22 protein-coding genes and 2 pseudogenes are annotated in these 26,937 nt (G+C 72.9%); 7 read left to right on the forward strand and 17 right to left on the reverse strand.

From position 1 onward, the window contains the following. Window positions 1-2 precede the first annotated feature (2 nt). Both F4559_RS09460 and F4559_RS09465 read right to left on the reverse strand, forming a co-directional pair. A complete protein-coding gene (locus F4559_RS09460) occupies window positions 3-662 on the reverse strand; it encodes a 4'-phosphopantetheinyl transferase family protein (RefSeq protein ID WP_312865543.1) in 660 nt (219 codons plus the stop codon). Continuing rightward, window positions 659-1,504 carry a metallophosphoesterase family protein gene (locus F4559_RS09465; protein ID WP_184667639.1) on the reverse strand — a complete coding sequence of 282 codons (846 nt, stop codon included), beginning with the start codon at window positions 1,502-1,504 and terminating at the stop codon, window positions 659-661. The genes F4559_RS09460 and F4559_RS09465 overlap by 4 nt, the downstream gene beginning before the upstream one ends. Before the next feature lie 473 nt (window positions 1,505-1,977). On the opposite strand from F4559_RS09465, the pseudogene F4559_RS36250 reads away from it, so the two are divergent. Continuing rightward, window positions 1,978-2,238 (forward strand): annotated as a pseudogene (locus F4559_RS36250) (transposase); the annotation flags it as partial. A 149-nt stretch (window positions 2,239-2,387) separates the two neighbouring features. On the opposite strand, the gene F4559_RS09475 reads toward F4559_RS36250, so the two are convergent. The 10 genes from F4559_RS09475 to F4559_RS09520 all read right to left on the reverse strand — a co-directional run bounded on the left by F4559_RS09475 (window position 2,388) and on the right by F4559_RS09520 (window position 15,163). Next, window positions 2,388-3,560 carry a histidine kinase gene (locus F4559_RS09475; RefSeq protein ID WP_184667643.1) on the reverse strand — a complete coding sequence of 391 codons (1,173 nt, stop codon included), beginning with the start codon at window positions 3,558-3,560 and terminating at the stop codon, window positions 2,388-2,390. Next, window positions 3,557-5,278 (reverse strand): sodium/solute symporter, encoded by a 1,722-nt coding sequence (locus tag F4559_RS09480; protein WP_184667645.1) that lies wholly within the window; start codon window positions 5,276-5,278, stop codon window positions 3,557-3,559. Before F4559_RS09480 ends, F4559_RS09475 begins: the two co-directional genes overlap by 4 nt. Next, the gene (locus tag F4559_RS34845) at window positions 5,275-5,661 is read right to left on the reverse strand and encodes a DUF485 domain-containing protein (RefSeq protein ID WP_184667647.1); all 387 of its coding nucleotides are present in this window, start codon (window positions 5,659-5,661) and stop codon (window positions 5,275-5,277) included. Before F4559_RS34845 ends, F4559_RS09480 begins: the two co-directional genes overlap by 4 nt. Then, the gene (locus F4559_RS09490; RefSeq protein ID WP_221447184.1) at window positions 5,658-6,494 is read right to left on the reverse strand and encodes a LytR/AlgR family response regulator transcription factor; all 837 of its coding nucleotides are present in this window, start codon (window positions 6,492-6,494) and stop codon (window positions 5,658-5,660) included. The genes F4559_RS34845 and F4559_RS09490 overlap by 4 nt, the downstream gene beginning before the upstream one ends. Window positions 6,495-6,514: 20 nt before the next feature. Continuing rightward, entirely contained in the window at window positions 6,515-6,817 is a 303-nt protein-coding gene (locus F4559_RS09495) for a hypothetical protein (protein ID WP_184667649.1), read from the reverse strand. Window positions 6,818-6,943: 126 nt separating this feature from the next. Next, window positions 6,944-7,492: a hypothetical protein gene (locus F4559_RS09500; protein ID WP_184667651.1), complete on the reverse strand. Its 549-nt coding sequence runs from the start codon at window positions 7,490-7,492 to the stop codon at window positions 6,944-6,946. Between the two features lie 19 nt (window positions 7,493-7,511). Beyond that, on the reverse strand, window positions 7,512-8,720 hold the full coding sequence (locus F4559_RS09505) for an MFS transporter (RefSeq protein WP_184667653.1): 1,209 nt from the start codon (window positions 8,718-8,720) through the stop codon (window positions 7,512-7,514). Window positions 8,721-8,733: 13 nt separating this feature from the next. Next, window positions 8,734-11,709, reverse strand: coding sequence for an AfsR/SARP family transcriptional regulator (locus tag F4559_RS09510; protein ID WP_184667655.1), 2,976 nt, complete (start codon window positions 11,707-11,709; stop codon window positions 8,734-8,736). Window positions 11,710-12,139: 430 nt separating this feature from the next. After that, a complete protein-coding gene (locus tag F4559_RS09515; protein WP_184667657.1) occupies window positions 12,140-14,623 on the reverse strand; it encodes a DEAD/DEAH box helicase in 2,484 nt (827 codons plus the stop codon). Window positions 14,624-14,884: 261 nt separating this feature from the next. Next, entirely contained in the window at window positions 14,885-15,163 is a 279-nt protein-coding gene (locus tag F4559_RS09520) for a hypothetical protein (protein WP_184667659.1), read from the reverse strand. A 169-nt stretch (window positions 15,164-15,332) separates the two neighbouring features. On the opposite strand from F4559_RS09520, the gene F4559_RS09525 reads away from it, so the two are divergent. The 6 genes and pseudogenes from F4559_RS09525 to F4559_RS09545 all read left to right on the forward strand — a co-directional run bounded on the left by F4559_RS09525 (window position 15,333) and on the right by F4559_RS09545 (window position 19,950). Beyond that, entirely contained in the window at window positions 15,333-16,019 is a 687-nt protein-coding gene (locus tag F4559_RS09525) for an energy-coupling factor ABC transporter permease (RefSeq protein ID WP_312865544.1), read from the forward strand. Further along, window positions 16,016-16,300 (forward strand): PDGLE domain-containing protein, encoded by a 285-nt coding sequence (locus F4559_RS09530; protein WP_184667661.1) that lies wholly within the window; start codon window positions 16,016-16,018, stop codon window positions 16,298-16,300. The genes F4559_RS09525 and F4559_RS09530 overlap by 4 nt, the downstream gene beginning before the upstream one ends. An 80-nt stretch (window positions 16,301-16,380) precedes the next feature. Next, window positions 16,381-16,878, forward strand: a pseudogene (locus tag F4559_RS34850) (energy-coupling factor transporter transmembrane component T family protein); the annotation flags it as partial. 36 nt (window positions 16,879-16,914) lie between these two features. After that, window positions 16,915-17,703: an energy-coupling factor ABC transporter ATP-binding protein gene (locus tag F4559_RS34325; protein ID WP_221447881.1), complete on the forward strand. Its 789-nt coding sequence runs from the start codon at window positions 16,915-16,917 to the stop codon at window positions 17,701-17,703. Window positions 17,704-17,843: 140 nt separating this feature from the next. After that, window positions 17,844-19,223 carry a replication-associated recombination protein A gene (locus F4559_RS09540; RefSeq protein WP_184667665.1) on the forward strand — a complete coding sequence of 460 codons (1,380 nt, stop codon included), beginning with the start codon at window positions 17,844-17,846 and terminating at the stop codon, window positions 19,221-19,223. Between the two features lie 4 nt (window positions 19,224-19,227). Further along, a complete protein-coding gene (locus F4559_RS09545) occupies window positions 19,228-19,950 on the forward strand; it encodes an SAM-dependent methyltransferase (protein WP_312865545.1) in 723 nt (240 codons plus the stop codon). Between the two features lie 55 nt (window positions 19,951-20,005). On the opposite strand, the gene F4559_RS09550 is transcribed toward F4559_RS09545, so the two are convergent. Genes F4559_RS09550 through F4559_RS09570 form a run of 5 tightly spaced genes read right to left on the reverse strand, consistent with a single transcriptional unit; the run spans window position 20,006 to window position 26,840 of the window. Then, window positions 20,006-21,751 (reverse strand): IucA/IucC family protein, encoded by a 1,746-nt coding sequence (locus tag F4559_RS09550; RefSeq protein ID WP_221447185.1) that lies wholly within the window; start codon window positions 21,749-21,751, stop codon window positions 20,006-20,008. Next, on the reverse strand, window positions 21,744-23,006 hold the full coding sequence (locus tag F4559_RS09555; protein WP_184667669.1) for a lysine N(6)-hydroxylase/L-ornithine N(5)-oxygenase family protein: 1,263 nt from the start codon (window positions 23,004-23,006) through the stop codon (window positions 21,744-21,746). The genes F4559_RS09550 and F4559_RS09555 overlap by 8 nt, the downstream gene beginning before the upstream one ends. Further along, on the reverse strand, window positions 23,003-23,575 hold the full coding sequence (locus F4559_RS09560; protein ID WP_312865546.1) for a GNAT family N-acetyltransferase: 573 nt from the start codon (window positions 23,573-23,575) through the stop codon (window positions 23,003-23,005). Before F4559_RS09560 ends, F4559_RS09555 begins: the two co-directional genes overlap by 4 nt. Then, window positions 23,572-25,458: an IucA/IucC family protein gene (locus F4559_RS09565; protein ID WP_184667671.1), complete on the reverse strand. Its 1,887-nt coding sequence runs from the start codon at window positions 25,456-25,458 to the stop codon at window positions 23,572-23,574. The genes F4559_RS09560 and F4559_RS09565 overlap by 4 nt, the downstream gene beginning before the upstream one ends. Beyond that, window positions 25,455-26,840, reverse strand: coding sequence for a pyridoxal phosphate-dependent decarboxylase family protein (locus F4559_RS09570; protein ID WP_184667673.1), 1,386 nt, complete (start codon window positions 26,838-26,840; stop codon window positions 25,455-25,457). The genes F4559_RS09565 and F4559_RS09570 overlap by 4 nt, the downstream gene beginning before the upstream one ends. Window positions 26,841-26,937 lie beyond the last annotated feature (97 nt).

The raw sequence follows: 26,937 nt of genomic DNA on the forward strand, positions 1-26,937 counted from the left end.
GATCAGCGCGCGGGTACCGCGATCGCGCTGACCACAAACCCGTCCCGCGCCAGCCAGCGCCCGGTGAACCCGTCGACCCGCACGCCGTCCACGACCGGTGCGTCGATCAGCACGCGCGCGGTGAACGTGCCGTCGGGGTCCACGATCACCTCGGCGTCCTCGAACCCCAGCCACAGCCCGGTCAGCGGGAACCACGCCTTGTAGACGGACTCCTTGGCGCTGAACAGCAACCGGTCCCACGCCACGTGGTCGCCGGTCGCCCGCAGCCGGGGCAGGTGGGCCAGTTCGCCCGGCACGGCGATCGCGCCGAGCACGCCGTCGGGCGTGGGCTCGTTGGGTTCGGCGTCGATGCCGATCGTCCACACCTGCGACGTGCGGCCCACGGCCGCGGCCCGGTAGCCCTTGCAGTGCGTGATCGACCCGACCACGCCCTCGGGCCACCGCGGTGCGCGCTTCTCACCGGGCAGCAACGGCACCGGGCCGAACCCGAGCCTGCCCAGCGCCGTGCGCGCGAGGTGGCGTCCCGTCGTGAACTCGCGACGACGCTTGTCGACGGCCTTGGCGACGTGCTCCTCCTCTTCGGGGAGCAGCACGGCGTCCTCCGGGTCGCCGAAGAAGTCGACCGCCACGACCGGCGGCGGCAGCAGGTCCCCGATGATCACCGGTCGTCCCCTTCGCGCAGCACGTCCAGCAGGGGCGCGCCGGTCCAGCCGCGCGGCTGCCACTCGCGCGGGTAGCCCAGCGACACCTCGTCGAAGCGCACGCCGTCCTTGCGGATCGTGCGCGGGATGTGCAGGTGTCCGTAGACGGCGACGGCCGCGCGGAAGCGCAGGTGCCAGTCGGCCGTGCGCTCGGACCCGCACCACAGGGCGAACTCCGGGTAGCGCAACACGAACGTGGGATCACGGACGAGGGGCCAGTGGTTGATCAGCACGGTGCGCAACGCCGGGTCGACAGCCGACAGGCGCCGTTCGGTCTCCTCGATCCGCGCCCACGACCACTCCTCGCGCGACGCGTAAGGGTCGGGGTGCAGGAAGTACTCGTCCGTGCACATGATCCCCGCCTCCTGGGCGGCGGCCAGCGCGGAGGCCTTGTCGACCGTGCCCGCCGGGCGGAACGTGTAGTCGTAGAGCGTGAACAGCGGCGCCACCGCGACCGGGCCGCCCGCGCCCTCGAACACCGCGTACTCGTCCTCGGGCGTGAGCACGTCCAGGCTGCGGCACAGCTCGACCAACTGCCGGTAGCGGTCGTCGCCGCGCGACTGGTTCGCGTCGTCCTTCACCGTCCACAGCTCGTGGTTGCCCGGGGACCACACGACCCGGCGGAACCGCCCGCGCAGCGTCGACAGCGTCCACTCGATCGACTCGAACTTCTCGGCGACGTCGCCCGCCACGATCAACCAGTCGTCCGGGGAGTCGGACCTGAGGTCGCGGACGAAGTCGCGGTTCTGCTGGTACGTCACGTGCAGGTCACTGGTGGCGAGCAGGCGCGGCGTGCGGGTCACCTCGCGAGCGTATCCGTTGGTCCGTCAGGGGAGTCCGGACATCGGGACGGGCGCGGTTTCGGCACTCCCGGAGGCCGTCGGGCCGTCCGGACGACGACCGCTCATCCGTTCGTCGCGCCTGTGACGCCGTTGGGCGTTGTCCGGGTGTCCGTGTAACGCTCACCCGCTCCGTTCGTCGCGTTCGTGGTTACTCGTAACCGTCCGGCTTCCTAGCGTGATGACCATCACGACCCGCGTCCTGGGCGGAGGACCCGATGACCGACCACGTACGAACCGCGCAGCCATTCGGCCGGACGGTGGGCGCCGAGATCGCCCGACAGGTCCAGCAGCACGTCCACCCGGCGGTCGCGCCGAGACGGGACGACGCCGCGTTGGCCACGCTCCTGCGCGCCCGCCAGCGTGGTGACGCGCAGCGCCAAGAGCCGTGGGTGCGGCGTGCCCCCGAGGCACCGCCCAAGGCACCGCACGCCGACGTGATCCAGCAGTTGGCCGCGCGCCTGGTGCCGCAGTCCCTGTGGGCGCACGTCGAGCCGCTCATCCCGCCCGCCAAGGTCCGCCGCCAGGGCGGCGGCCGGGGCCGGGTGTCCGACCGCGCGATCTTCACCGCGATCGTGTTCGTCCTGACCAGCGGCTGCGCGTGGCGGCACCTGCCCGCGACGTTCGGCGTCACGGTGCCGACCGTGCACCGCCGCTTCCAGGAGTGGACCGACCTCGGGCTGTGGTCGGCGCTTCATACCGTGGCCAAGTCGGGCACGGCCGAGGACTCCACCTGGCTGCTGCTGGTCGTCGAGGCCGCCGAACGCCGGGGCGCGAAGGTCGCCGTCTAGCCTGCCCGCGAAGCCCCCGGCCGCGACCTCGGCCGGGGGCTTTCCGCTGTCGCGGGTCAGGCGTGCACGCCCGCCTGGTACTTCGGCACCCGCACGCTGATCTTCGTGCCCAGACCGGGCGCCGTCTCCACCACGAGGCCGTAGTCGTCGCCGTAGCAGCGCCGCAGCCGCTCGTCGATGTTGCCCAGTCCGATGCCCGCCGTGTCGTCCACCTGGCCGGCGAGCGTGCGGCGGACCGTGTCGGGGTCCATGCCGATGCCGTCGTCCTCGACGGTGATGTGCGCTTCCTCGCCCGCGTCGGCCGCCAGGATCGTGATCCGCCCCGGACCGACCTTGCCCTCCATGCCGTGCCGGACGGCGTTCTCCACCAGCGGTTGCAGGCACAGGAACGGGATCGTCACCGGCAGCACCTCGGGCGCGATCTGGAGCGTGACGTCGAGCCGCTCGCCGAACCGGGCCCGTTCCAGCGCCAGGTACTGGTCGATCGACCTCAGCTCCTCCGACAGCGTCGTGAAATCGCCCGCGCGCCGGAACGAGTACCGCGTGAAGTCGGCGAAGTCCAACAGCAGCGTGCGCGCACGCTCCGGGTTCGTCCGCACGTAGGAAGCGATGGCGGACAACGAGTTGTAGATGAAGTGCGGCGAGATCTGCGCCCGCAACGCCCGCACCTCGGCCTCCACCAACCGGGTCCGCGAGCGGTCCAGTTCGGCCAGTTCGAGCTGGCCCGACGCCCACCGCGCGACCTCGTTCGTCGCCCGCACCAGACCCGCCGACGCCTCGCGCGAGTACGCCGCCAGCACGCCCACCACCCGGCCCTCCACGGTCAGCGGCGCGAACACCGCCGTGTGCACCGGGCAGTCCGGCTCGGCGCAGGCGATGTCGAACGCCCGCGTCCGGCCGGTCTCGAACACGTCCCGGGCCAGCCGCATCGCGTCGGCCGCGTGGTGCTCGCCGCCGCCCTCCCACGCCACGACCTCGGTCTCGTCGGTCAACGCCAACGCGGGCGTGCCCAGCAGCGTGCGCAGGTGCCGGGCCGACTTCTTGGCCGCGTCCGGCACCAGGCCCGCGCGCAACGGCGGCGCCGCCGACCACGCGGTGTGCAGCGTCTCGAACGTGATCCGCTGCGCCTCGGTGAGGAAGTCGTTGCGGCCACGCGAGGTCCGCCACAGCGTGAGCACCACGGCCGCGCCCACCAGCAGGATCGCGCCCGCCGCGAGGAAGCCGGTCACAACCGGTCCTGACTGCGCAGACCCAGGTTCTCCGGCGCGTGCAGACGCACCATCACGTGGTTCACCCCCGGTGGTACCCGACGCGGCGTCAGCAGCGACACGACGAACATGACCACGAACCCGAGCGGGACCGTCCACGCCGCCGGCCGCGCCAGGAACACGTGGTACCAGCCGGTCCCGCCGCCCGAGCTGATCGTGACCAGGCCCGCCACCAACGCGGGCACGCCGCCCGCGAGCATGCCCGCCACCGCGCCGACCGTGGACACCCGCGTGCTCCAGATCCCCAGCACCAGCAACGGGCACAGCGACGACGCGGCCACCGCGAACGCCAACCCGACCATGTCGGCCACCGGCACCTTGCCGACCAGCAGCGACATCCCCAACGGCACCAGCACCGCGATGATCGACGACAGTCGGAACCCCCGGATGCCGCGCAGCCGCAGCACGTCACGCGACAGCACGCCCGCCAACGACACCATCAGACCCGAGGACGTCGACAGGAACGCCGCGAACGCCCCGCCCGCGACCAACGCCCCCAGGAGCTGCCCGCCCAGCCCGTCCACCATCCGGCTGGGCAGCACCAGCACCACCGCGTCGGTGTCGCCGGTCATCAACAGCTCCGGCGTGTACAGGCGGCCGAGCGCGCCGTAGATCGGCGGCATCAGGTAGAAGACGCCCAGCATGCCCAGCACGATCAACGTGGTCCGGCGGGCCGCGCGGCCGTTCGGGTTGGTGTAGAAGCGCACGATCACGTGCGGCAGGCCCATCGTGCCCAGGAACGTGGCGATGATCAGCGAGTACACCGCGTACAGCGGGAACCGCTCGCCGCCGCGCATGGGCAGCGCCCAGTCGTCGTTGGTGGCCGACGGGATCGAGTCGACGTGCGGCACCGCGGCGCCCTTGGGGAACGTCAGCCGCGACCCGGCGGCCACCGTGTGGTCGCCCGCCCAGAGCATGCCGCCGCCGTCGACCCTCGTCCCGTCGACCTCGCCGACACCGGCGTACGTCGTCGGCTCCTGCACCCGGAACGCGGTCGCGGTGTCGAACGCGACCGTCGTGTCGCTCGGGAACGCCGGGAAACCCGGCCCGTCCAGGTCACGCGCGCCGTGCGCGTGCCACGCGACCACCAGGAACACCACCGGCACGGCGATCGCGGTGAGCTTGAGCCAGTACTGGAAAGCCTGCACGAACGTGATCGACCGCATGCCGCCCGAGATCACGTTCGCGGTCACCACCACGGCCACGACCAGCGCGCCCACCCAGTCCGGCGTGCCCGTGACCGTGTGCAGCGTCAACCCGGCACCCTGAAGTTGCGGCAACAGGTAGAGCCAGCCGATGCCCAACGCGAGCACGCTCGTCACCGCGCGCACGACGGGCGACGCGAACCGGGCCTCGGCGAAGTCCGGCAGCGTGTACGCGCCGCTGCGCCGCAACGGCGCCGCGACCAGCGCCAGCAGCACCAGGTACCCGGCCGTGTAGCCGACCGGGAACCACAGCATGTCCGGGCCGTGCGCGAAGATCAGCCCGGCGATGCCCACGAACGACGCGGCCGACAGGTACTCGCCGCCGATCGCGGAGGCGTTCCACCACGGCGAGACCGTGCGCGAGGCCACGAAGAAGTCCGACGTGGTGCGGGAGATGCGCAGACCGTACGTGCCGACCGACATCGTGCCGACCGCGACCACCAGCACGGCGATGATGCCGTAGGTGCTGCTCACGAACGCTCCACCAACTCGGCGAACTCGCGTTCGTTGCGCTCGGACTGGCGCACGTAGAACCACCCCGCCAGGACCAGCACCGGGAACACCAGCACGCCCAGCAGCAACCACGGCAGGCTCAGGCCGAACAGGCGTTGCGTGGCCACATGCGGCGCGACCGCGAACACCAGCGGCAACGCCGTGATGCTGCCGCACACCACCACGCACAACAGCATGCCCAACCGCCTTTGGGTGCGGATGAGCGAACGCATGTAGACCGTGCCCAGCGAACTGCCCTCGTCGATCTCGCGCGACGCCGGGTAGGGGCGGGGCGCGCGGGGTGCCCTGGTGCGCGGACTGGTGACCACGACCCGCTGCCGGTGCGGGCGCTGCGGTCCGGTCACGACGGCTGCCGGTTGCGGCGCACCAGCAGTTGCCGCAGGTGGCGGGCGTGCCGACGGCTGACCGGCAGGACCGCGCCACCGATGTTGACGCTCAGGTGGCCGTCCTCCAGCCGCAGTTCCTCGATGTGGCCCAGGGCCACCAGGTGGCTGCGGTGGATGCGGACGAAACCGGCCGAGCGCCAGCGCTCCTCCAGACCGTTGAGCGCCGCGCGGACCAGCCCGCTGCCGGTCGCGGTGTGCAGGCGGGCGTAGTCGCCGTGCGCCTCGACGTAGCGGATGTCGGCCAGCCGGATGAACCGCGTGATGCCGCCCAGCTCCACCGGGATGACCTCGTCGCCCACGTCCGGCTTCTTCTCGACCGGCGGGGGCGCGGGCTCGGCGGGCTTGGGCGTCGGCCCCTCGTGCACGATGCGGTGCACGGACTCGGCGAGGCGTTCCGCGCGGACCGGTTTGAGCAGGTAGTCCAACGCTTTCAGCTCGAACGCCTCGACCGCGGGCTCCTGGTGGGCGGTCACGAACACGATGGGCGGCGGCTGGGCGAACCGGGACAGCACGCGGGCCAGGTCGAGTCCGTCCAGGCCGGGCATGCGGATGTCCAGGAAGACCGCGTCGACGGAACCGCCCGCGTCCATCGCGCGGTGCAGCGTGCGCAGGGCCGTGGTCGCGTCCGTGACGGCTTCGACGTGCGCCACGCGCGGGTCGGAACGCAGCAGGTAGACGAGGTCTTCCAGGGCCGGTGCCTCGTCGTCGACCGCGAGTACCCGCAGCGTGCGTTCGAGCGCGTTGCGGCGCTCAGGTCCTTCGCAGAGCGGGCACGGCAGTCCAGACGTCATCGGTATCCCAAGCGGTGCGGTCAGACCATCGGACGGTCATCCTCGCCCCTCGAGGTGGCCAAGGGCAACGACCGACGCGCCGCGCGCACGTCGCCCAGCGTCATCTCCAGTTCGAGGAACGCCTCCTCGGCCCGGCGCGCGGCCAGCGAGACGGACGCGGCGGCGGCCGTGCCGACGAGCCGGCGGGTGGGTTCGTAGAGGTTGCCGACGACGTCCGACCAGCGGCTGGCCATGCGGGCGAGTTCCGTGATCGCCTCGACGAGTTCGTCCCGACTGCCCGGCGTCGACACCGCACCGAGATCCAGGTGTGGCTCGACTTCCATTGGCACACCCCCGAATCGCCGGATCACCGGTGCCCGATGTTGGCCCTCCGCACCGGCCACGGTCAACGTCTGGGACGAGTGGTCTCGATTGGTGCCACCGGATCCCACTCCGAAGACCGGACCGGTTCAGGGACTCGGCGGCACCAGGTCGGGCCAGATGGCCACGGCCCGGTCGGAGGCGTCCCGCAGCTCGGCCGCGTCGAACACGGTCGCGGTCTCCGGGATGTCGCCGTCCGGCCAGGCCACCACCAGCGTCAGCGGCCCGGCGGGCGGCATCGGGGTCAGGTAGTAATCCTTCCGCTGGTGGAACTGGCTGCCACCACCACCCTGCGGGACCAGTGCCGGCCGGTCGTCGGGCAGGTCCCAGGGGTCGACGGTCGTGGCCCGCCGCCCGTCCGCGAACCCGACCCCGAACCGCAACGTCGCCTCGATCGACAAGCGGTTGCCGGAGAACGGCACCCGGCGCCGGAAGGCCAGGAGCGTGAACTCCACGCCCTCCCGCCAACACCGCACCTGGTCCAACACGACGACGGCGGACCTCCCCTCGCCCAACCGCGCCGTCCACGGCACCGTCGCCGGCAACACCCACTCGCGCGGCGCCGAGCGCGACGACGGGTCCCACGCCGTCAACTCCTCGAAGCCCTGCTTCCGCTCGGGAACGTCGAAGAACGGCATTTCCCCTCCTGGACCGCGATCAGTTCAACTGCGGATTGGGCACCGGCGTGGGCGTCGCGTCGAGCCGCGCCAACGCCGGCACCAGGGCCGTGGTCAGCAACAGCAGCACGCCGCCCACCAGGAACGGCACCCGCAGCGTCGTCACCGTCGCCAGCGCGCCGCTCAACGCCGCGCCCACCGGCACCCCGGCCCACCCGATCAACCGGTACACCCCGCCGACCCGCGTCCGCAACGTCCGCGGCAGGACCCGCTGCCACAACGCCGACGCCTGCACCGTCCACACCACGGCACCGAACCCGCCGAACCCGCACATCACGGCGACCACCGCCACCGACCCGCTGACCCCGACGACCAGCAGCGACACGCCCATCACCAGCAGCGCGCCGCTCAACGCCGCCGCCAACCCCAACCGCGCCCGCAGCCGCCCGGCCGTCACGCCGCCGACCACGCCGCCCACGGCGCCGACCGCGAGCACGATCCCGAACGCCGCCACGGACCCGCGCAACGTCCCCGTCACCAGCAGCACCAGCAACGTCGTCCCCAACTGCAAGGCCAACGCCGCGACGCCCAACCCCACCGCCAGCAACCGGAATCCCTTGTGCCGGGACAGCCACAGCACCCCCGAGCGGGTCTCCGCGAAGACCCGGTCCTCGGCGCGCGTCCGGTCGTTCGACCCCACCAGCGGACGGACGAGCACCGCCGCGAGCAGGAACAACGCCGCGTCGATCGCGAACGGCAACCACACCGCGAAACCGAACACCACCGCGCCCAGCAGCGGACCCAGCAACTGCCGGGCCGCCACCTGCGATCCCTGCAGGCGGCCGTGGGCGCGGTCCAGTTCGTCGGCCTCCACCAGTTCCGGCAGCAGCGCGCCGGACGCCGTCAGGTGCACCGTCCCCGCGCACCCGAGCAGGGCCGCCAGCACCACGAGTGTCACCAGGCCCGGCGGGTGCCGGTGCACCAGCACCGCCAACCCGCCCACGAGCACCGCCTGCGCCACGCCCGACAGCCACAGCAGCCGCGCCCGGTCGAACCGGTCCACCAGCACCCCGCCGAACAGCGAGAACAGCAGCCACGGCAGGTGCACGGCGACGGCGACCAGGCTCACCGCGGTCGGCGACCCGGTCGAGGCGGCGGTCAGCAGCGGCAGGCCCGCCACCCTGATGCCGTCGCCGAGCATGGTGGCCGTCGACGCGGCCCACAGGCGTGAGAACCAGGGATCGGACACGGGCACTCCGACGTCAGGACGGCGACAGTGCGGACAGCAGGTCGTCCGCGGTGCGTCCGAAGGTACCGAACCCGGAGCGGAATGCGAGGTCCCGACCGATACGGGCGTGCCGCACCGCGTCGCCGACCAGCCCGTCGTCGCGCAACGCCTTGGCGATGAGCACGTGCGTGCGGGTCACCCCGTAGCGGTAGTCGCAGTCGGTCGCCAACTCCAGCGCCCGCCGGTGCGCCGCCGCCGCGCGACCGGGTTCGCCCTGGTGACGCAGCACGAGCCCGAGCGCGTTGTGCACCTCGGACTCGATGCGCGGACTGCCGCCCAGCTCCTGCACCAGCGCCAACCCCCGCTGTGCGGTCCGCAGCGCCTCGGCGTGCGCGCCGTCCAGGCACAACGCCGTCGCCAGGTAGGCCAGCCCCTCGGCCCGCGCGTGTCGCGCGCCCGTCCGGTACCAGGCGGCCAACGCGAACCGCAGCAACTCCACCGCCGACTCGTACGCGCCGGTCTCCAGCCGGCACCGGGCGAGCAGGCTCGCGCACGTCGCCTCCAGGTTCACGCCCTCCGCGACCCGCGCCCGTTCCAGTCCGTCGAGCAGCGACTCCTCGGCACGCGTCACGTCGCCGCGCATCAACGCGACCGCGCCCAGCCCGGCCAGCCCGCCGATCCGCGCGTGCGCGCCCAGGTCCAGCATCCGCGTGAACGACGTCGTCGCCGCGGCGAAGTCGCCGAGTTCCAGGTTGACCACGCCGTCGAGTCCGGCGTGCAGCCACAGCGTGTCGCCCGTCGGCTCGGCCTCGCGCAGGTACCGCTGGGCGACCCGCAGGTTGCCCAGGTTGCGGTGCTCGGCCGCGAGCCACACCAGCATCGCGGTCTGCGCGGCCGGTTCCCGGTCGCGCCGGGCCGCGCCCAGGGCCGCGTCGACCGCGTGCAGGAACTCGACGTGGTGGCCGTGCGATCCGAAGTAGCCGCTCACGGCGTCGATCAACTGCCAGGCCAGCCGCCGGGGACCGAACCGCGCGCAGTACTCGGTCGCGGCCAGCACGCTGGGCCGTTCCGCCTCCAGCCACGCCCGCGCCCGCGCCGCGCCGAGCGTCGGCGTCCCCGCCGGTCCCGGCCGCAGTTCCGGGTAGAGCACGTCACCGACCGCGACCGCCGTGCCCAGGTACCAGTCGAACAGCCGTCGGCGTGCCGCCGTGCCGTCGTCACCGGCCGCCCGCGACCGGTCGGCCGCGTAGTCCTGGAGGAGGTCGTGCATGGCGAACCGGTCCGCGCCCACCCGTTGCACGAGGTGCGCGGCGGCCAGGTCGCCGAGCAGCCGTCGGGTCGTCGACTCCGGCCCGCCGATCAGTGCCGCCGCGCCCGCGACGCTGAAGTCCGGTCCGGGCACCAGGCCGGCGAGCCGGAACAGCCGGGCCGCGTCCGGCGACAGTGCCGCGTAGGACAGGTCGAACGCCCGCCGCACGGCCGCCGAGTCGTCGTTGTCCACGGCCAGCGCGGCGAGCCGGTCGCCGCCGCGCAATTCGTCCACATAGGACGAGATGTCCGCGTGCGACGACCCGACCAGGTTGCCCAGCGCGATCCGCAGCGCCAGGGGCAGGTACCCGCACAGCCGCGCCAGTTCGCCGATCGCCTCGAACTCCGACATGGCCACGTTCGGCCCGAGCGACCGGGCGAGCAGCCGCCACGCCTCGTCGCCGCGCAGCACGTCGAGCCGCACCACGGTCTGGCAGGTGCCCGAGCACAGCTCGTTGCGGCTGGTCACCAGGACCGAGCACCCGGCCTCGCCGGGCAGCAGCGGCAGCACCTGGTCGGTCGACGCCGCGTTGTCCAGCATGATCAGCACGCGGCGGCCGCGCAGCCGGTTGCGGTAGCCGCGCACCAGCGCGTCCTCGCCGACCGGGATGCGGTCGGCCCGCACGCCCATCGCGCGCAGGAACCGGGCGAGCACGGCGGAGGTGGTCAGCGGCGGCGACGTCGAGTGGCCGCGCAGGTTCACGTACAGCTGCCCGTCGGGGTACCGGTCGCGCACGGCGTGGCCCACGGAGATCGCGAAGGCCGTCTTGCCCACCCCGGGCGACCCGCACACCACGACGGTCGCCGTCGACCCGGACAGCAGCCCGGTCACGCGCTCCAGTTCCTCTTCACGACCGACGAAGTTCCCGACCGGTGCGGGCAGCTGCGACACCGGTGTCCACTCCGTCGCGGCGGGCCGGTGCAGGGCCGGGTCGCCGGTGAGGATCGCGTGGTGCACGGACCGCAACGCCTCGCTCGGGTCCACTCCCAACTCGCGGGCCAACGCCGTGCTCGCCTGCCGGTAGGCGTCGAGCGCGTCGGCCTGCCGGTCCACCCGGTACAGCGCGACCATGAGCTGGGACCAGAAGCGCTCCCGCAACGGGTGCCGCGCGGTCAGCCGGCGCAGGTCGGCGATCACCTCGTCACACCGGTCGAGCCGCAGCTTCACGTCCATGAGTTCGGACAGCACCCGCAACCGCCGCTCGGCCAGGGCGGGCACCTCGGTCTCGTGCAACGATTCCGAGGGCACGTCGGCCAGGACCGGTCCCCGCCACAACGCCAACGCCTGTTCGTAGTGGACGACGGCACCCGCCGCGTCCCCGCCGGCCACCGCCGCCCGCCCCGCGTCGGCCGACACCCCGAACCGGTCGAGATCGAGGGCCCCGTCCGGCACGTCGATCCGATACCCGGTGGACGTCGTGTGGATCACTGCGGGATCCCCGAGCACCCGGCGTAATCGCATCACGTAGACCGGCAACGTCTGCCCGGCCCGATCGGGCGGAACCCCACCCCAGACCCGCCGGATCAACTCGGCGGCCGACACCGACCTGTTGGCGCACAGCAGCAACGTCGCGAGGACAACCCGGTGCTTGGCCGCCGTGATCGTGACCACCCGTCCGCCACGCCGGACCACCAGCGGCCCGAGCACGCCGAACTCGTCGTGCGCCAGATCCCTCGCCTCCGCTCCGTCCCGACGCAACATGCTGGTACTCGAAGGGTTGCCGCAGTACCACCGGATGGCCCTCGTTACGGAGGATCACCGATCGACACCCCTCAGCGACACCAACCCACCGGCACCACCACGACGACCACCCACACCCGCACACCCCTGCGCCGAGCACCGGCACCATCACGGTCGACCCGGCTACCTACGCGCACCAACCCCTATTCCCGGCACCGGCAGCACGGCAAGCGACCCACGGCGGCAGCAGTCGGGGGCGGAATCCCCCTGAGTGCCCCTTTTCGGTGGTCTGCCCGAGCGGCGAGCGACGGGGATCCAAGCCCCGAACGCGAGACACCCACCTTTCGGCGCACCAACGCACAACTCACGGTGCCTGAACGCACAACTCACGGTGTCCGAGTGCACAACTCGCGCGTTCACGGGAGCAACAGCACCCGAAAAGGTCTCGCGATCAGGGGGTGAAAGGCCCGACCTCGGTCACCCGAAGCGCGGCGCCCCCGGTCTCATCGGACTCGGCCAGATCCACCTCGGCCGTGAAACCCCAGTCCCGCTCCTCCGCCGGATCGTCGAACACCTGGCGGACCCGCCAGAGGCCGGGCTCCTCGGTGATCAGCAGCAGGGCGGGGCCGCGGGCATCGGGGCCGGTGCCGATCGAGTCGTGCTCGGCGAAGTACGGCTCCATGGCCTCCTGCCAGTCCTCCGCGTGCCACCCCGCGTCCCCGTCCAGCTGCCCCAACTCGTACCAGTTCCGCCGCGCCGCCAACTCCACCCGGCGGAACATCGCGTTGCGGACCAGCACGCGGAACGCGCGCAGGTTGCGCGTGACGGCCGGCGGCCGGTCGTCCAGCGGCGTCTCCTCCTCGCCCGGGTTGCGCAGCTTCTCCCACTCGTCGAGCAGGCTGGAGTCGACCTGCCGGACGAGTTCGCCGAGCCACTCCTGGAGGTCGTTGAGGTCCTCGGTCTTCGCGTCCTCGGGCACGGTCTGCCGCAACGCCTTGTACGCGTCGGCCAGGTACCGCAGCACGAGCCCTTCCGACCGGGCCAACTGGTAGAACGACACGTACTCGGTGAAGGTCATCGCCCGCTCGTACATGTCCCGCACCACCGACTTCGGCGACAGGTGGTGGTCGGACACCCACGGGTGGCCGCGCCGGTAGGTGGTGAACGCGGCCTCCAGCAGCTCCGAGAGCGGCTTGGGGTACGTCACCTCCTCCAGCAGTTCCATCCGCTGCTCGTACTCGATGCCCTCGGACTTCATCGCGCCGATGGCCTCGCCGCGCGCCTTGTGCTCCTGCGCGGACAGCACCTGGCGCGGGTCGTCCAGGATGGACTCCACGACCGACAGCACGTCCAGCGCGTACCCCGGCGCCTCGCGGTCGAGCAGTTCGACCGCGGCCAGCGCGAACGGCGACAACGGCTGGTTCAGCGCGAAGTTGACCTGCAGGTCCACGGTCAGCCGGAAGTCGTCGCCGTCGCGCTCGACCACGCCGGCCGCCAGCAGTCCCCGGTACATCTGGATCGCGCGCAGGATGTGCCGGCGCTGCGCGGCCCGGTCCTCGTGGTTGTCCTCCAGGAGGTGCCGCATGGCCGCGAACGCGTTGCCCGGCCGCCCGATCACGTTGAGCAGCAGGGCGTGGCTGACCTGGAAGCTCGACGTCAACGGCTCGGGCTCGGCGTCCTTCAACCGCTCGAACGTCTGGTCGCTCCAGGACACGAAGCCCTCGGGCGCCTTCTTGCGCACGACCTTGCGCCGCTTCTTCGGGTCGTCGCCCGCCTTGGCCAGCGCCTTCTCGTTCTCGACCACGTGATCGGGCGCCTGCACGACGACCGTGCCCACGGTGTCGTAGCCGGCCCGGCCCGCCCGGCCCGCGATCTGGTGGAACTCGCGGGCCTTCAGGTGCCGGGTGCGCTGGCCGTCGTACTTGGCCAACGCGGTGAACACGACCGTGCGGATCGGCACGTTGATGCCCACGCCCAGCGTGTCCGTGCCGCAGATGACCTTGAGCAGACCGGCCTGCGCGAGCTGCTCGACCAGCCGCCGGTACTTGGGCAGCATGCCCGCGTGGTGCACGCCGATCCCGTGCCGGACCAGCCGCGACAGCGTCTTGCCGAACCCGGACGTGAACCGGAACCGGCCGATCGTCGCGGCGATCGCGTCCTTTTCGGCGCGCGTGGCCACGTTGACGCTCATCAGCGACTGCGCGCGTTCCAACGCCGACGCCTGCGTGAAGTGCACGACGTACACGGGTGCTTCGCGGCCGTGCAGGAGTTCCTCGATCGTCTCGTGCAGCGGGGTCAGCACGTACTGGAAGTTCAGCGGCACGGGCCGCTGAACCGAACGGACGGTCGTGGTGGTGCGGCCGGTGCGCCGGGTCAGGTCCTTCTCGAAGAAGGAGACGTCGCCCAACGTCGCCGACATCAGCAGGAACTGCGCGTTCGGCAGCTCGATCAGCGGCACCTGCCACGCCCAGCCGCGGTCGGGCTCGGCGTAGAAGTGGAACTCGTCCATCACGACCTGGCCGACGTCGGCCGCCGCGCCGTCGCGCAACGCGATGTTGGCCAGGATCTCGGCCGTGCAGCAGATGATCGGCGCGGTCTCGTTGACGCTCGCGTCGCCGGTCATCATGCCCACGTTGTCCGCGCCGAACGTGTCGATGAGCGCGAAGAACTTCTCCGACACCAACGCCTTGATCGGCGCGGTGTAGTAGGTCCGCTTGCCCTCGGCCAGGGCGGCGAAGTGCGCGCCGATGGCGACCATGCTCTTGCCCGAGCCGGTGGGCGTGCTGAGGATGACGTTCGACCCGGAGACGATCTCGATCAACGCCTCCTGCTGCGCGGGGTACAGCTCCAGACCGCGTTCCAGCGCCCACTCGGCGAAGGTGTCGTAGAGGACGTCGGCGTCGTAGGTGGCGGGGAGCCGGTCTGTGAGAGTCATCGCGCCCCGATCCTAGGCGGTTCCCGCCGCAGGTCACGTCCGGGGAAGGTGGGGCGCGGACCGACGCGGCGGACGTCCGGACCGGCGCGCGGGTCCGGGTCGTCCCGATCGGGGTTGTTCCCGGTCGTTCTCCGGCCGGGGGCGGGCGCTCGCCGTGGGCCCGAGGGGTGGCCGGCGCGCGGGTCGGCCTGTCGTGGTGGTGCCCGAAGAGCGTCCGGCGGGTCGGGCGACGGCAGGTCCGCCCGACCCGCTCCGAGCGGGTCAGACGCCGGCGGTGGCGGCGAGGCGACAGGCTTCGACGGCCACCGCGCGGGCCACGCCGCGCCCGCCGAGCACCTCCTCGCAGAAGCTCGGGTCGACCGTCGCCACCCGGCAGACCGACGTCGCGGCCGGGGTGTCGGTGAAGCCGTTCGCGGCGAGGTGGGCGACGCAGTCGGCCGGGGCCGAGGCGACGGCCTCCCGGGCGGACGCGGCCGGAGCGGACACGACGGACACGGCGAGCGCGGTGGCGGCGATCAGCGTGGTGACGGCGCGGTGCATGGGTACTCCTCGACGATGAAGCGGACAGGTGCCCCGGGAATTCCCGCCACGACGTCCCGACCGACCGGGTTTCGCCCGATGGTGAGCGATCCTCACTCTTCTGTGACGCGTCGCATCGTTGTTGCACCGTGCTGGCCACTGCGGGGGAGTGGCATCTAGCGTGAGGCGCGTGTCGGAACCGGTGGCAATGCACATGAGCGACGGGCTGCTGAACGCGCCCACGTCGCTGCTGTTCGTGGCGATCGCCGTCGTGGGCGTCGGCGTGGCGCTGGTCAAGGCGCGCGGCGACCTCGACGACCGCACCGCGCCCCTCGCGGGCCTGGTCGCGGCGTTCGTGTTCGCGACCCAGATGCTCAACTTCCCGGTGCTGCCCGGCGTGAGCGGTCACCTGCTCGGCGGCGCGTTGGCCGCGATCCTGGTCGGACCGTGGGTCGGCGCGCTGTGCGTGACGATCGTGCTCGTCGTGCAGTCCCTGTTCTTCGCCGACGGCGGCGTCACCGCGCTCGGCGCGAACGTCACCAACATGGCGCTGGTCGGTACGGCCGTCGGGTTCGCGGTCGCGGTGGCGCTGCGCGGGCTCGCCCGGCGCGGCAAGGGCGGTCTGGCGGCGGTGGCGTTCGTGTCCGCGCTGGTCAACACGGTGCTGGCGTCGTTCGGCTTCGTCGTCGAGTACGCGATCGGCGGCCAGGGCGGTGTCGGGTTCGGCACGGTCGCCGTCGCGATCCTGGGCGTGCACGTGCTGATCGGCATCGGCGAGGGGCTGATCACCGCCGCGACCGTGACCGCCGTGGCCGCCGTCCGGCCCGACCTGGTGCACCTGCTGCGCGGCGTGCCGCAGAAGCTGGAGCTGAAGTGAAGCGTTTCTTCCTCGGGTTCGCGCTGGTCAGCCTTGTGCTCGCCGGTGTCGTGTCCTACTTCGCGAGCGCCGACCCCGACGGGCTCGACTACGTCACCGAAGAGCACGGCATCGCCGAGCACGCCCGGGACCACCCGCTGGGCGGCGGGCCGCTGGCCGATTACGCGGTGGGCGGCGACGACCGGCTGACCGGGGTCGCCGGTGTGGTCGGCGTGCTCGTCGTGCTGTCGGTCGCGTTCGGCCTGTTCCGGCTGCTGCGCAAGCGCACGCCCAAGGCGTGAACGCCGCCCTCTACCGGCCGGGCGACTCGCCGGTGCACCGGCTGGCACCCCAGGTCAAGATCGTCGCGGCGGTCGTCGCGGTGCTGTGCGTGGTGGCGACGCCGCGTGAGGCGTACTGGGCGTTCGGGGCGTACCTCCTGGCGATCGGCGCGGTGTGGGCGGTCGCCCGGACCCCGGTCGGCTGGTACGCGCCGCGCGTGCTCATCGAGTTGCCGTTCGTGCTGCTGGCTTTCGTGCTGCCGTTCACCGGCACCGGGGAACGTGTCGACGTGCTCGGGGTGTCCGTGTCGGTGTCGGGTGCGTTGGCCGGGTGGAACATCCTGGCCAAGGGGACGCTGGGCGTCCTCGTGTCGTTGACGCTCGCCGCGACGACCGCGCCGCAGGACCTGCTCGCCGGTCTGGGCCGGTTGCGCATGCCCGCGGTGCTGGTCACCATCGCGACGCTGATGTTGAGGTACGCCGAGGTCGTCGTGGCCGAGGCCAAGCGGATGCGGGTCGCGCGCATCTCCCGGGGGGACGATCCGCGCTTCCTGTGGCAGGCGGGTGCGACGGCGCGGGGTGTCGGGGCGTTGTTCATCCGTTCCTATGACCGTGGCGAGCGCGTCCACCTCGCGATGGTGTCGCGTGGGTGGTCGAGCGTGCCGTCCCCGGAGGTGTCCCGACCGGTGCGGACGGGGCCGGCCCTGGTGGTCGAGCGGTTGGCGTTCGCGTATCCCGACGGGCACCAGGCGTTGTTCGGGGTCGACCTGCGGGTGGAACGCGGGGAACGGGTGGCGGTGCTCGGGCCCAACGGGGCCGGCAAGACCACGTTCGCCCTGCACCTCAACGGTGTCCTGGGCGGGGGATCGGGGCGGATCGAGATCGCCGGGCTGCCGGTGGAGCGGGCGAACCTCAAGGAGATCCGCCGTCGGGTGGGGGTCGTGTTCCAGGACCCGGACGACCAGTTGTTCCTGCCGACCGTGCGGCAGGACGTGGCGTTCGGGCCGACGAACTTCGGGGTGTCCGGGCCGGAGCTGGCGGCGCGGGTCGAGGCGGCCCTGGCCGCCGTGGGGATGACGGAGGCGGCGGACCGGTCCCCCTTGCACCTGTCCGGAGGCCAGCGTCGGCGGGTCGCCCTGGCGACGGTGCTGGCGTGTGATCCGGAGATCCTCGTGTTGGACGAGCCGTCCGCGAACCTGGAGCCGGTGGCGCGGCGGGAGCTGGCGGAGGTCCTGCTGGGGCTGGACACCACCATGCTGATGATCACCCACGATCTGCCTTACGCGGCTCAGTTGTGTCCGCGGAGTGTGCTGGTGGACGGTGGTGTGGTGGTGGCCGACGGTCCTACCCGGGAGATCCTGGGTGATGCCGAGTTGTTGGCCCGGCACCGTCTCGAGTTGCCTTACGGGTTCCGCCTGGACTGAAACGCGCGAGTTATGCGTTCGGACACCGCGAAATGTGCGTTCAGGCACCGTGAGTTGTGCGTTCGCGTGGCCTGGTCTGGCGCCTGGCGCGGGCCTGTGGTCGTCCGGTGGTGTCGGACCTGCGGGCTACAGTCGGGGCCGTGAGCGACGGGGTGTTCGACGAAGGGCTGTTCGGGGTCGCCGAGGAGGTCAAGGCCGAGCGGATCGCGGCCAACGCACCGCTGGCCGTGCGCATGCGGCCACGTTCCCTGGACGAGGTCGTCGGGCAGGAGCACCTCCTGGGGCCCGGGGCTCCGCTGCGCCGCTTGGTCGAGGGGGCCTCGCCTGCGTCCGTCCTGCTCTACGGGCCGCCCGGTACCGGTAAGACGACCCTGGCCACGCTTGTCTCCACGGCCACCGGACGGCGGTTCGCGGCGCTGTCCGCCCTGTCGGCCGGGGTGAAGGAAGTGCGTGCGGTCATCGACGAGGCACGGCGGCGGTTGGTGCGGTCGGGGGAGGCGACCGTGCTCTTCATCGACGAGGTGCACCGGTTCTCCAAGACCCAGCAGGACGCGCTGTTGGGGGCCGTCGAGGACCGGATCGTCCTGTTGGTCGCGGCCACCACCGAGAACCCGTTCTTCTCCGTCGTCTCCCCGCTGTTGTCACGGTCGCTGGTGCTGCAACTGCGCTCCCTCACCGACGACCACGTGCGGACCCTCGTCCGGCGGGCGGTGGGTGACGAGCGGGGGCTCGGCGGTCGGATCGAGGTCGCGGCGGACGCCGAGGACCACCTGGTCCGGCTCGCCGGCGGTGACGGGCGGCGGGCGTTGACCGCGCTCGAAGCCGCCGCCGACGCCGCCGAGGGCGGGGTGCTCGACCTGGCCACGCTGGAGAAGACCGTCGACAAGGCGGCCGTCCGCTACGACCGCCAGGGCGACCAGCACTACGACGTGACCAGCGCGTTCATCAAGTCGCTCCGGGGCTCGGACGTGGACGCCGCCCTGCACTACCTGGCCCGGATGATCGAGGCCGGCGAGGATCCCCGGTTCGTCGCGCGGCGGTTGGTGATCTTCGCCAGCGAGGACGTCGGGCTGGCCGATCCGACCGCGTTGCAGACCGCCGTCGCGGCGGCGCAGGCCGTGCAGCTCGTCGGCCTGCCCGAAGGCGGGCTCAACCTCGCCCACGCGACCGTGCACCTGGCCACCGCGCCCAAGTCCAACGCGGTCACCAAGGCCATCGGCCTGGCCATCGACGACGTGCGCAAGGGTGCGATCGGCGCGGTGCCGGCCCACCTGCGCGACGGGCACTACGCGGGCGCGGAGAAGCTCGGCAACGCGCGCGGCTACCGCTACCCGCATGATGTGCCGGAAGGGGTGCTCACCCAGCAGTACCCACCGGACGACCTGGTCGGCCGGGACTACTACACGCCCACGAACCGCGGTGCCGAACGCGTCGTCGCGGAACGTCTGCCCCGACTGCGTCGGGTCGTGCGCGGGGACGAAAATTCCCGTGCCGACCGACCCGGTCGTCTGGAACGGTGACACCGTGACCGACGTACCCGCCAACGGCCATGCGCTGCTCGACTTCAACGCACCGCTGTCCGACGCCCGGTCGTACGACCTGATCTCCGGGCTGCGCGCCCTGGCCGGCAAGGACGTCGTCGACTACGGCTGCGGCTGGGCCGAACTGCTCCTGCGGATCGCCGCGCACGAGCCGGGCGTGCGGGCGGTCGGCGTGGACGACGACGAGTACGCGATCGGCCGGGGCCGGGCCGCCGTCGCCGAACGCGGTCTCACCAACGTCACGCTCCACCAGGCCGACGCCACCACCTGGCCCGGCCGCGCCGACGTGGCCATCTCCATCGGCGCCTCCCACGCGTGGGGCGGCACGCAGGCCACCCTGACCGCCCTGCGCGAGCGCGTCACGCCGGGCGGTCTCCTGCTGCTGGGCGACGGGTTCTGGGAACACCCGCCCACCCCGGCCGCGACGGCGGTGTTCGCCCAGGACGAGTTCGCCGACCTCGCGGGCCTGGTCGACCTCGCGCTCGCCGGCGGCTACCGGCTGCTCGGCCTGACCACCGCCACCCTGGACGAGTGGGACGCGTTCGAGTCGCGCTGGTGCGCGTCCCGTGAACACTGGCTGCTCGACCACCCCGACCACCCGGAGCACGCCGCGGTCCAAGCGATCGTCGACGACCACCGGGACGGCTGGCTCAAGGGTTACCGCACCCACCTGGGTTTCGCGTACCTGACCCTGGCCCGCCGCTAGCGGACCGGTCGTGCCCGCCCGGCCGGGGATACCGGGCGGGCACGACCGGCGCCGCTCACCACCCGTCGTGCGGCGGCACGGCGGTGACGTGGTGCAACGGGTTCGGCACGGTCCCGGTCGTCGGCACGGGCGGGCGCGCGGCCAGGTCCCGGTAGCCCAGCGTCAGCCGGTACGAGTTGAGCGGGAAGCGCAGGAATTCGGCCTCGGTCAACGACCCCGCGTCCATGCGCGCGCCCAACGACGGGAACCGCGTCCGGTACGCGTCCACCTCGCCGCGCACCAACCCCCAGAACCGCTCCCCGGGCACGTCCAGCAGCCGCGCCAACGGCCGGAACACGCCGATCAGCAACGCGTCCACGATGTACTGCCGCAGCACCCGCCACGGCTTGCGCGGCAGCACGTGGTCGTGCGCGTCCGGCTCCGGGCCGCGTTCGGGCACCCGGTCGACGGACAGGTTCACGTCGTCGACCAGGTCCAACAACGCCACCCGCACCGGCATGCCCTGCCCGTCGGTGATCACCACGACGTTCTCGCCGTGCGGGTTCACCGTGATCCCGTACGTGTACAGCAGGTGCAGCAACGGTCGCAGCAGCACGCGCAGCAACGTCGAGAACCACACCTCCGGGTCGGCCGACCCCACGAACGAGCGCACGAGCGGTCGCCCGTCGCGGTCCACGTGCAGCACCGCCGCCAACGACCACGACCGCTCGCCCGCGCGTTCCACCACGGGTTCGCGCCAGATGCAGCCCAACGTCTCCAGCCACTGGTACGGCACGGCACCCGCCCGGGACAGCACCGGGTGCCGCACGGTCACCGACGCCACCTCGCCCAGCAGCGCGGTGCCCCACTCGCCGATCAGCTTGTCCGCGTCCCACAGCCCGCGCAGCCACTGGGTCACGACGGGTGCGGCGGCCGTGCAGTGCGGCGGGATGCCCCGGTAGACCGACGTGTTGAGCACGCGCAGCGGCAGCTTGACCTGGAACCGGCCCGGATCGTCCACATTGGACATCGTGCGGATCGCCTGGGTGGGCAGGTACCAGTCCGGTCCCTCGCCGAGTTCGACGATCCGGCCGGTCGCCAGCTCCGGCGCCCACAGCGTGCGCACGACGTGGTCGAGCTGCCACGGGTGCACCGGCAGCCACACGTAGGCCCGCGGGTCGACGCCGAGTTCCTGCACCACCTCGGTGAACCGCTCCACGGTCATCGGGTCCAGCTCGTGCCGCAGCACGGCCTCCTCGGACAGCTCGGAGGTGCCCCGGAACTCGGCCAGCCCCCGGTGCACGGCCAGCCACGGCAGTCGCAGGGGCGTGCGCGACTCGGGCGCGTACCGGGCCACGTCCTCGGCGCCGAACCCGATCCGGCCCTTGTTCGCGATCAGCCACGGGTGCCCGGTGAGGTGCCCGTCCAGCTCGGCCCGGCCCATCGACGCCAGTTCGGCGGACGGCCGCGCGGTCGCGGCCAGCGCCACGTCGGCCGCGAGCGTGGCCGTCACCTCGGCCAGGAACCCGGCCGTGGTCGCCGGGTCCACGTCCAGTGCCACCAGGGCATCCGCCAGGAACCGCTGCACGTCGGCGCACGGTTGCACCACGTCGTCGCCCAGCACGCCGGTCGCCGTCCGGTGGACCGACGCCGGGTCGACGACCCACCCGCCGAACGCGGTCCGCTCGGCCGTGAACGTGTACACGGCGTCCGGGAAGCGCAGCGCGTAGCCGGGTCCGGGGGTGAGCAGGCCCTCGAAGCACAGCTCGCCGATCGCCTTCGCGAGCAGGGCCGCCGAGCACTCGTGCCACAGGTCAGTCAACGGGTTCTCCCGGTGCGGTGAAAGCGGTGTAGGCGGTGTCGCGGGGCAGCGGGTAGACCTCGCGCCCGGCGACCGCGTTGAGGATCGTGGCGTTGCGCACCGCGCCGATGCCCAGGTCCGGCGCCGCCACGCCGTGGCTGTGCAGGTCGGCGCCCGCGACGAAGATCCGCCCGGTCACGGTCGGGTCCAGCGCGATCGAGTGGTCCAGCGCCACGACGTGACGACCGCGGTGGTCCCGGCGGATCAGCGGTTCCAGCGGGTCGAGGAACGGCGTCGCCGCCTGCTCGTAGCCGGTCGCGGCGACCACGACGTCCGTGCGGTGCCGGAACAGCCGGCCGGTGTCGCGGTGCGCGCACGTCAGCACGGTCTCGCCGGCGACCCGCTCGGACGCCACCACGGCCACGCCCGGCCGCAGTTCGACCGGCGCCAGGCCGCGCTCGAACTCCCGCCGGTACAGCAGGTCGTGCAGCTCCTCCAGGGTCCGTTCGGAGATCGCCCGGTAGTGGCGCCAGTGCTCGGCGCGCAGCTCGTCGCGGCGGTCCTGCGGCAGGCTGTGGAAGTGCCGCACGTACGACGGCGTGGTCATCTCCAGGACCAGCTTGGTGTAGTCCAGCGGCGCGAACACCGGCGTGCGGGTCAACCACGACACGGCCGGACCGCCCGCGAGGTTGCGCCGCACCAGGTCCAGCACGATCTCCGCGCCGGACTGCCCGGACCCGACCACCGTCACCCGGTCGCCGGACACGTCCGAGTGCAGGAACTCCGAACTGTGCACGACCTGTGCTTTGGCCAACGCCGTCGGCACGAGCGGGCGCGTGCCCACGCCGAGCACGAGGTCGCGGGCGTCGAGCGAGAAACCCTCGCCGGACACCACGAACCGGTCGCCGGTCCAGTCCACCCGCGCGACCTCGTGCCCGAAGCGCACGGACGGCAGCCGCTCCACCGCCCACCGCAGGTAGTCCTCGTACTCGCGGCGCGTCGGGTGGAACCGCTCCCGCACGTAGAACCGGTACATCCGGTCCCGGTCGCGCAGGTAGGCCAGGAACGACAGCGGGTGCGTCGGGTCGACCAGCGTCACCAGGTCGGCCAGGAAGCTGACCTGGAGCAGGGCGTCGTCGAACATCATGCCGCTGTGCCAGCGGAACTCCGCCCGCCGGTCGAGCACGACCGCGTCCAGACCGTCCACAGTGGACGCCAGCGCGGCCAGGCCCAGGCCGAACGGTCCGCAGCCGATCGCCACGACGTCGTGCGTCATCGGCCGCGCACCATGAGCAACGCCACCTTGTCCGGCAGCAGCACCTCGCCGACCGGCGCGAACCCGCCCGCCGTGAACGACGCGATCGCCCGCCGGTTGCGCACGTCCGGTTCGAGCACCACGCGCGTGCACAGCGGGTCGGCGTCGAACAGCGCCTCGCACAACGCGGGCAGCAGTTCGCGCACCAGGCCGCGCCCGGTCATTGCCAGCTCGCCGATCGCCACGTGCAGGCCCACGTCGTGCGGCCGGGCCGGGTAGACCGACGCGACCACGTCCCGCGCCGCGCGGTAGATCTCCACGTACAGCACCGGATCGCCCCGGCCGACCAGGCACGGTCGCGAGTGCGCGCCCGCGAGCTGGTCGCGCAGCTCCCGCTCCCAGCGCTCGCGCGGCCACGCCTGGTGCCAGAACGCGGCCACGTGCGGTGCCTGCATCCACCGGTGCAGCAGGTCCACGTCCGGCCCGTCCGGGTCGACGGCGCGCAGCCACCACCCGTCGGGTGTCGGCACGGGCGGCGCGGGCACGCCGGACAGGTCGTCGGTCGCCCGATACGCGTCGAGGTGGGTCACCGGGCGCACCTGCCCTCCCGCAACGGGTTCGGGGCCGCGAAGTACACGGACTGGTTGTCCAGCGGGGCGAGCACCTCGTCGATGCCGGCCAGCCGGGTGAGCAGGTTCGCCTTGCACGGCAACGACTCGGCGGACAACCACCGCTTCGCCAGCCGGTCGCCGTCCGGCCCGGCCCGCGCCAACGCGGGCACCGCGTGCTCCAGCCGGGCGGCCATGACCGCCAGCAGGTCGCGCTCGTCGGCCAATCCCTCCTCGCCGAGGCAGCCGATCACGGCCAGCGCCTGGTTGCGCAGCAGGTAGTAGGTGAGCCGGTCGTCCACGATCGCGTCGTCGACGACGGCCAGGGTGGACTCGTGGACGCCGAGGTGCCCCAGCACCCGCGGCAGGTGCGAGGCGGCCAGGTAGTAGCCCTGGTTGTCCCGGTAGCGTCCGCCGACCACCCGGCCGGCCCGGTCGACGCGGACCAGCGTGTTCTGCTGGTGCGCCTCCAACCCGATGCCGGTCTCCGCGTAGAGGCGCAGCATGGGCACGAGCACGTGGTCGGTGTAGTCGGCGACCCACCGTGCCGCGTCGAGCCGGAGCACGAGTTCGCCCAGCAACGTGCGGCCGATGCCCGGACGCGGCGCCACCAGTCCGGCCAGGCAGCGCGAGTCGCCGATGTCCGAGGGGACCTTCCGCAGCGCCACGTCCAGGCCGGTCACGTCGCCGCCCTCGTCCACCGCGAGCCAGGCCGGGTCGCGCACGACGTCGAACGCCGGGTGCGCGGCGAGCGTCCCGGCCGCGAACCCGGTGTCGAGCAGGCGGTGGATCTCCGACCCGCGGCGCAGCTCGGTGGCCGTCGACTCGCGCCGGGAGTTGGTGATCCGCAGGCCCAGGGACAGCTTGAGCATCACCGGCGAACCCGTGCGGTAGACCGTGCGCAGGCTCGACGTCGCCGACCACGCCGGCCCGGACTCGCCCAGCGGTTCGAGCAGGCCGCGCGAGATCAACGACGCGATCCGGGGCCGGTGCACCAGGTCGCGCGCCTGCCACGGGTGGGCGGGCACCAGCACCCGGCCCGGCTCGGGCGTGCGCCCGGCGAGCGCGGCCAGCAGCGAGGGCGTGTCCGGTCCGTCGACCGCGCCGTGGGAGACGACCTCCTCGGCGGCGGAGAACCAGAACAGCGGGAACGAGCCGCGCAGCTCCGGCGAGAACCGCGCGTTGTCGGCGGCGGAGATGCCGTCCCGGCTCTTGGGCGCGGGGTGGTGCAGGTGCCCGAGCAGCAGGCGTTGTTCGGCCTCCAGGAACCGGTCGGCCGGACCCACGGGCTCGCGCCGGCGGTGCTCCACGAACACCTCGACCCGCCGCACCGACTCGGCCACCCGCTCGACGAGGTCGGCCACGTCCCCGCCGAGCCGCGCGGCCACGAGGGCGGCGGCCAGGACCGGGTCGACGGGCCGCCCGTCGAGCGTGACGACCCCGAACCGGTGCCGCCCGGTGGGCGAGGCGTACCGGACGTCGGCCGCCAGCACCCCGCCCCGCACCTCCACCCGGACCCGGTCGTGGACCGGGACGTCACGCTCGCGGGTCCAGCAGCGCAGCAACGCTTCGAGGTGGGCGTGGGCGGCGGCCTGTCCGGGCGGGCCGCACAGCGGGTCGCCGGCGTCGAGCAGGGGACGTCCCGGCGCGCGATCCCGGGGCCGCACCCGGCCCTCGTGGTGGTCGTGCGCACCGGGACCGCCGGAGGTCGGGTCGCCCAAGCCGCGACCGGCGTCGTGACCGCTCGCGTCCGTGCCATCCGTGCCCGGGGCGGTCGGCGGCCGGCCGACGTCGTGCCCCGCCGGTAAGGGCGGGCGTCCCGGGAACCCCGTGGCGGGTGGGTGGTCGCGCGGGTCCGGCGTCATGCCGCTCCCTCCTCCAGTGTGCGTTCCGCCGCCGCGCCCGCCTCGCGGACCAACGCCAGCAGCGCGGCCAGGTCCGCTTCCCGGGCCTCGGGGTTGAGCAGGGTGAACTTCAGGCACGTCGCCTTGTCCACCCGGGTCCGGCCCACCAGCGCCGAACCCCGGCGCAGCAGGACCCGGCGCAGTTCCGCGTTCACGCCGTCGGACCGGGACTCGTCGGCCGGGCGGTAGCGGAAGACGACCGTCGTCAGCGTCGCCTCGCCCACCAGGTCGAACGACGGGTCGGCGGCGATCAGCCGCGCCGCCCGCACGGCCAGGTCGTGGCAGCGGTCCAGCAGCGCGCCCAACCCGGCCCGGCCCAGTGCCAGCAACGTCGCCGCCACCTTCACCGCGTCCGGCCGCCGGGTCGTCTGCAACGTGCGCCCCAGCGTCCCGTCGTAGCCCTCGGCCCGGTCGTCCTCCGGGTTCAGGTACGCCACGGACCGGTCCAGGGCGCGGAAGACGTCCGGGTCCCGCACCAGCAGCACCCCGGCCGCCGCCGGCTGCCAGCCGATCTTGTGCAGGTCGGCGGTCACCGAGTCGGCCGCCGCGATGCCGTCGACCAGCCCGCGCAGCCGGTCCGAGAACAGCGCGCCGAAGCCGTAGGCCGCGTCCACGTGCAGCCACGTCCCGTACTCGTGCGCCAGCTCGGCCAGTTCGGGCAACGGGTCCACCGAGCCGAAGTCCGTCGTGCCCGCCGTCGCCACGACCGCGACCGGCGTGCCGCCCAGGCGCAGCGACGCCTCCAGGGCGTCGACCCGCATCCGCCGCCGCGCGTCCACCGGCACCGGCCGCACGGCCCGTTCGCCCAGGCCCAGCGCCGCGCACGCCCGCAGCACCGAGAAGTGCGCCAGCTCCGAGCAGAACACCACCGGATCGGGCAGGCCCGCGACACCCTCCTCGCGGGCGTCCAGGCCGTGCCGGGCCGCCGCCGCGTCCCGGGCCAGCAGCAGCGCGGTCAGGTTCGAGAGCGTGCCGCCGGGCGTGAACACGCCGTCGCCCGCGCCGAACCCGGCCAGTTCCACCAGCGCGCCGAGCACCCACCGCTCCACCGCGATCGTCGCCGGACCCGAGTCGTAGGTGTCCAGGGACGCGTTGGACGCGCTGGCCAGCGCGTCGGCCTCGACGGCGACCGCCAGCGGCGGCGGCTGGAGGTGGGCCGCGCTGAACGGGCTGGTCAGGTCCGCGCCGTACTCGTCGAGCACGCGGCGCACCAGCGCCAGCGCGGCCGGTCCGCCCACGCCCCGGTGCGGCAGTCCGGGACCGAGCAGGTGTGCGGCGGCGGCGAGGACCTCGAACGGGCGGCCGGCGGGCAACGGTCGTCGGGAGGAACGAGCGGCGAACACGGCACCTCCGACGGTCGACTAAGGTTAGGCTTACCTCATCTACGCGGCGTCGTGTCAAGCGAGTGTGACGACCAGGTCGCACGCTGTGACCAACGGT

Origin of the sequence: Saccharothrix violaceirubra (assembly GCF_014203755.1) — a bacterium.
In the GTDB taxonomy this organism is placed as follows: Bacteria; Actinomycetota; Actinomycetes; order Mycobacteriales; family Pseudonocardiaceae; genus Actinosynnema; species Actinosynnema violaceirubrum.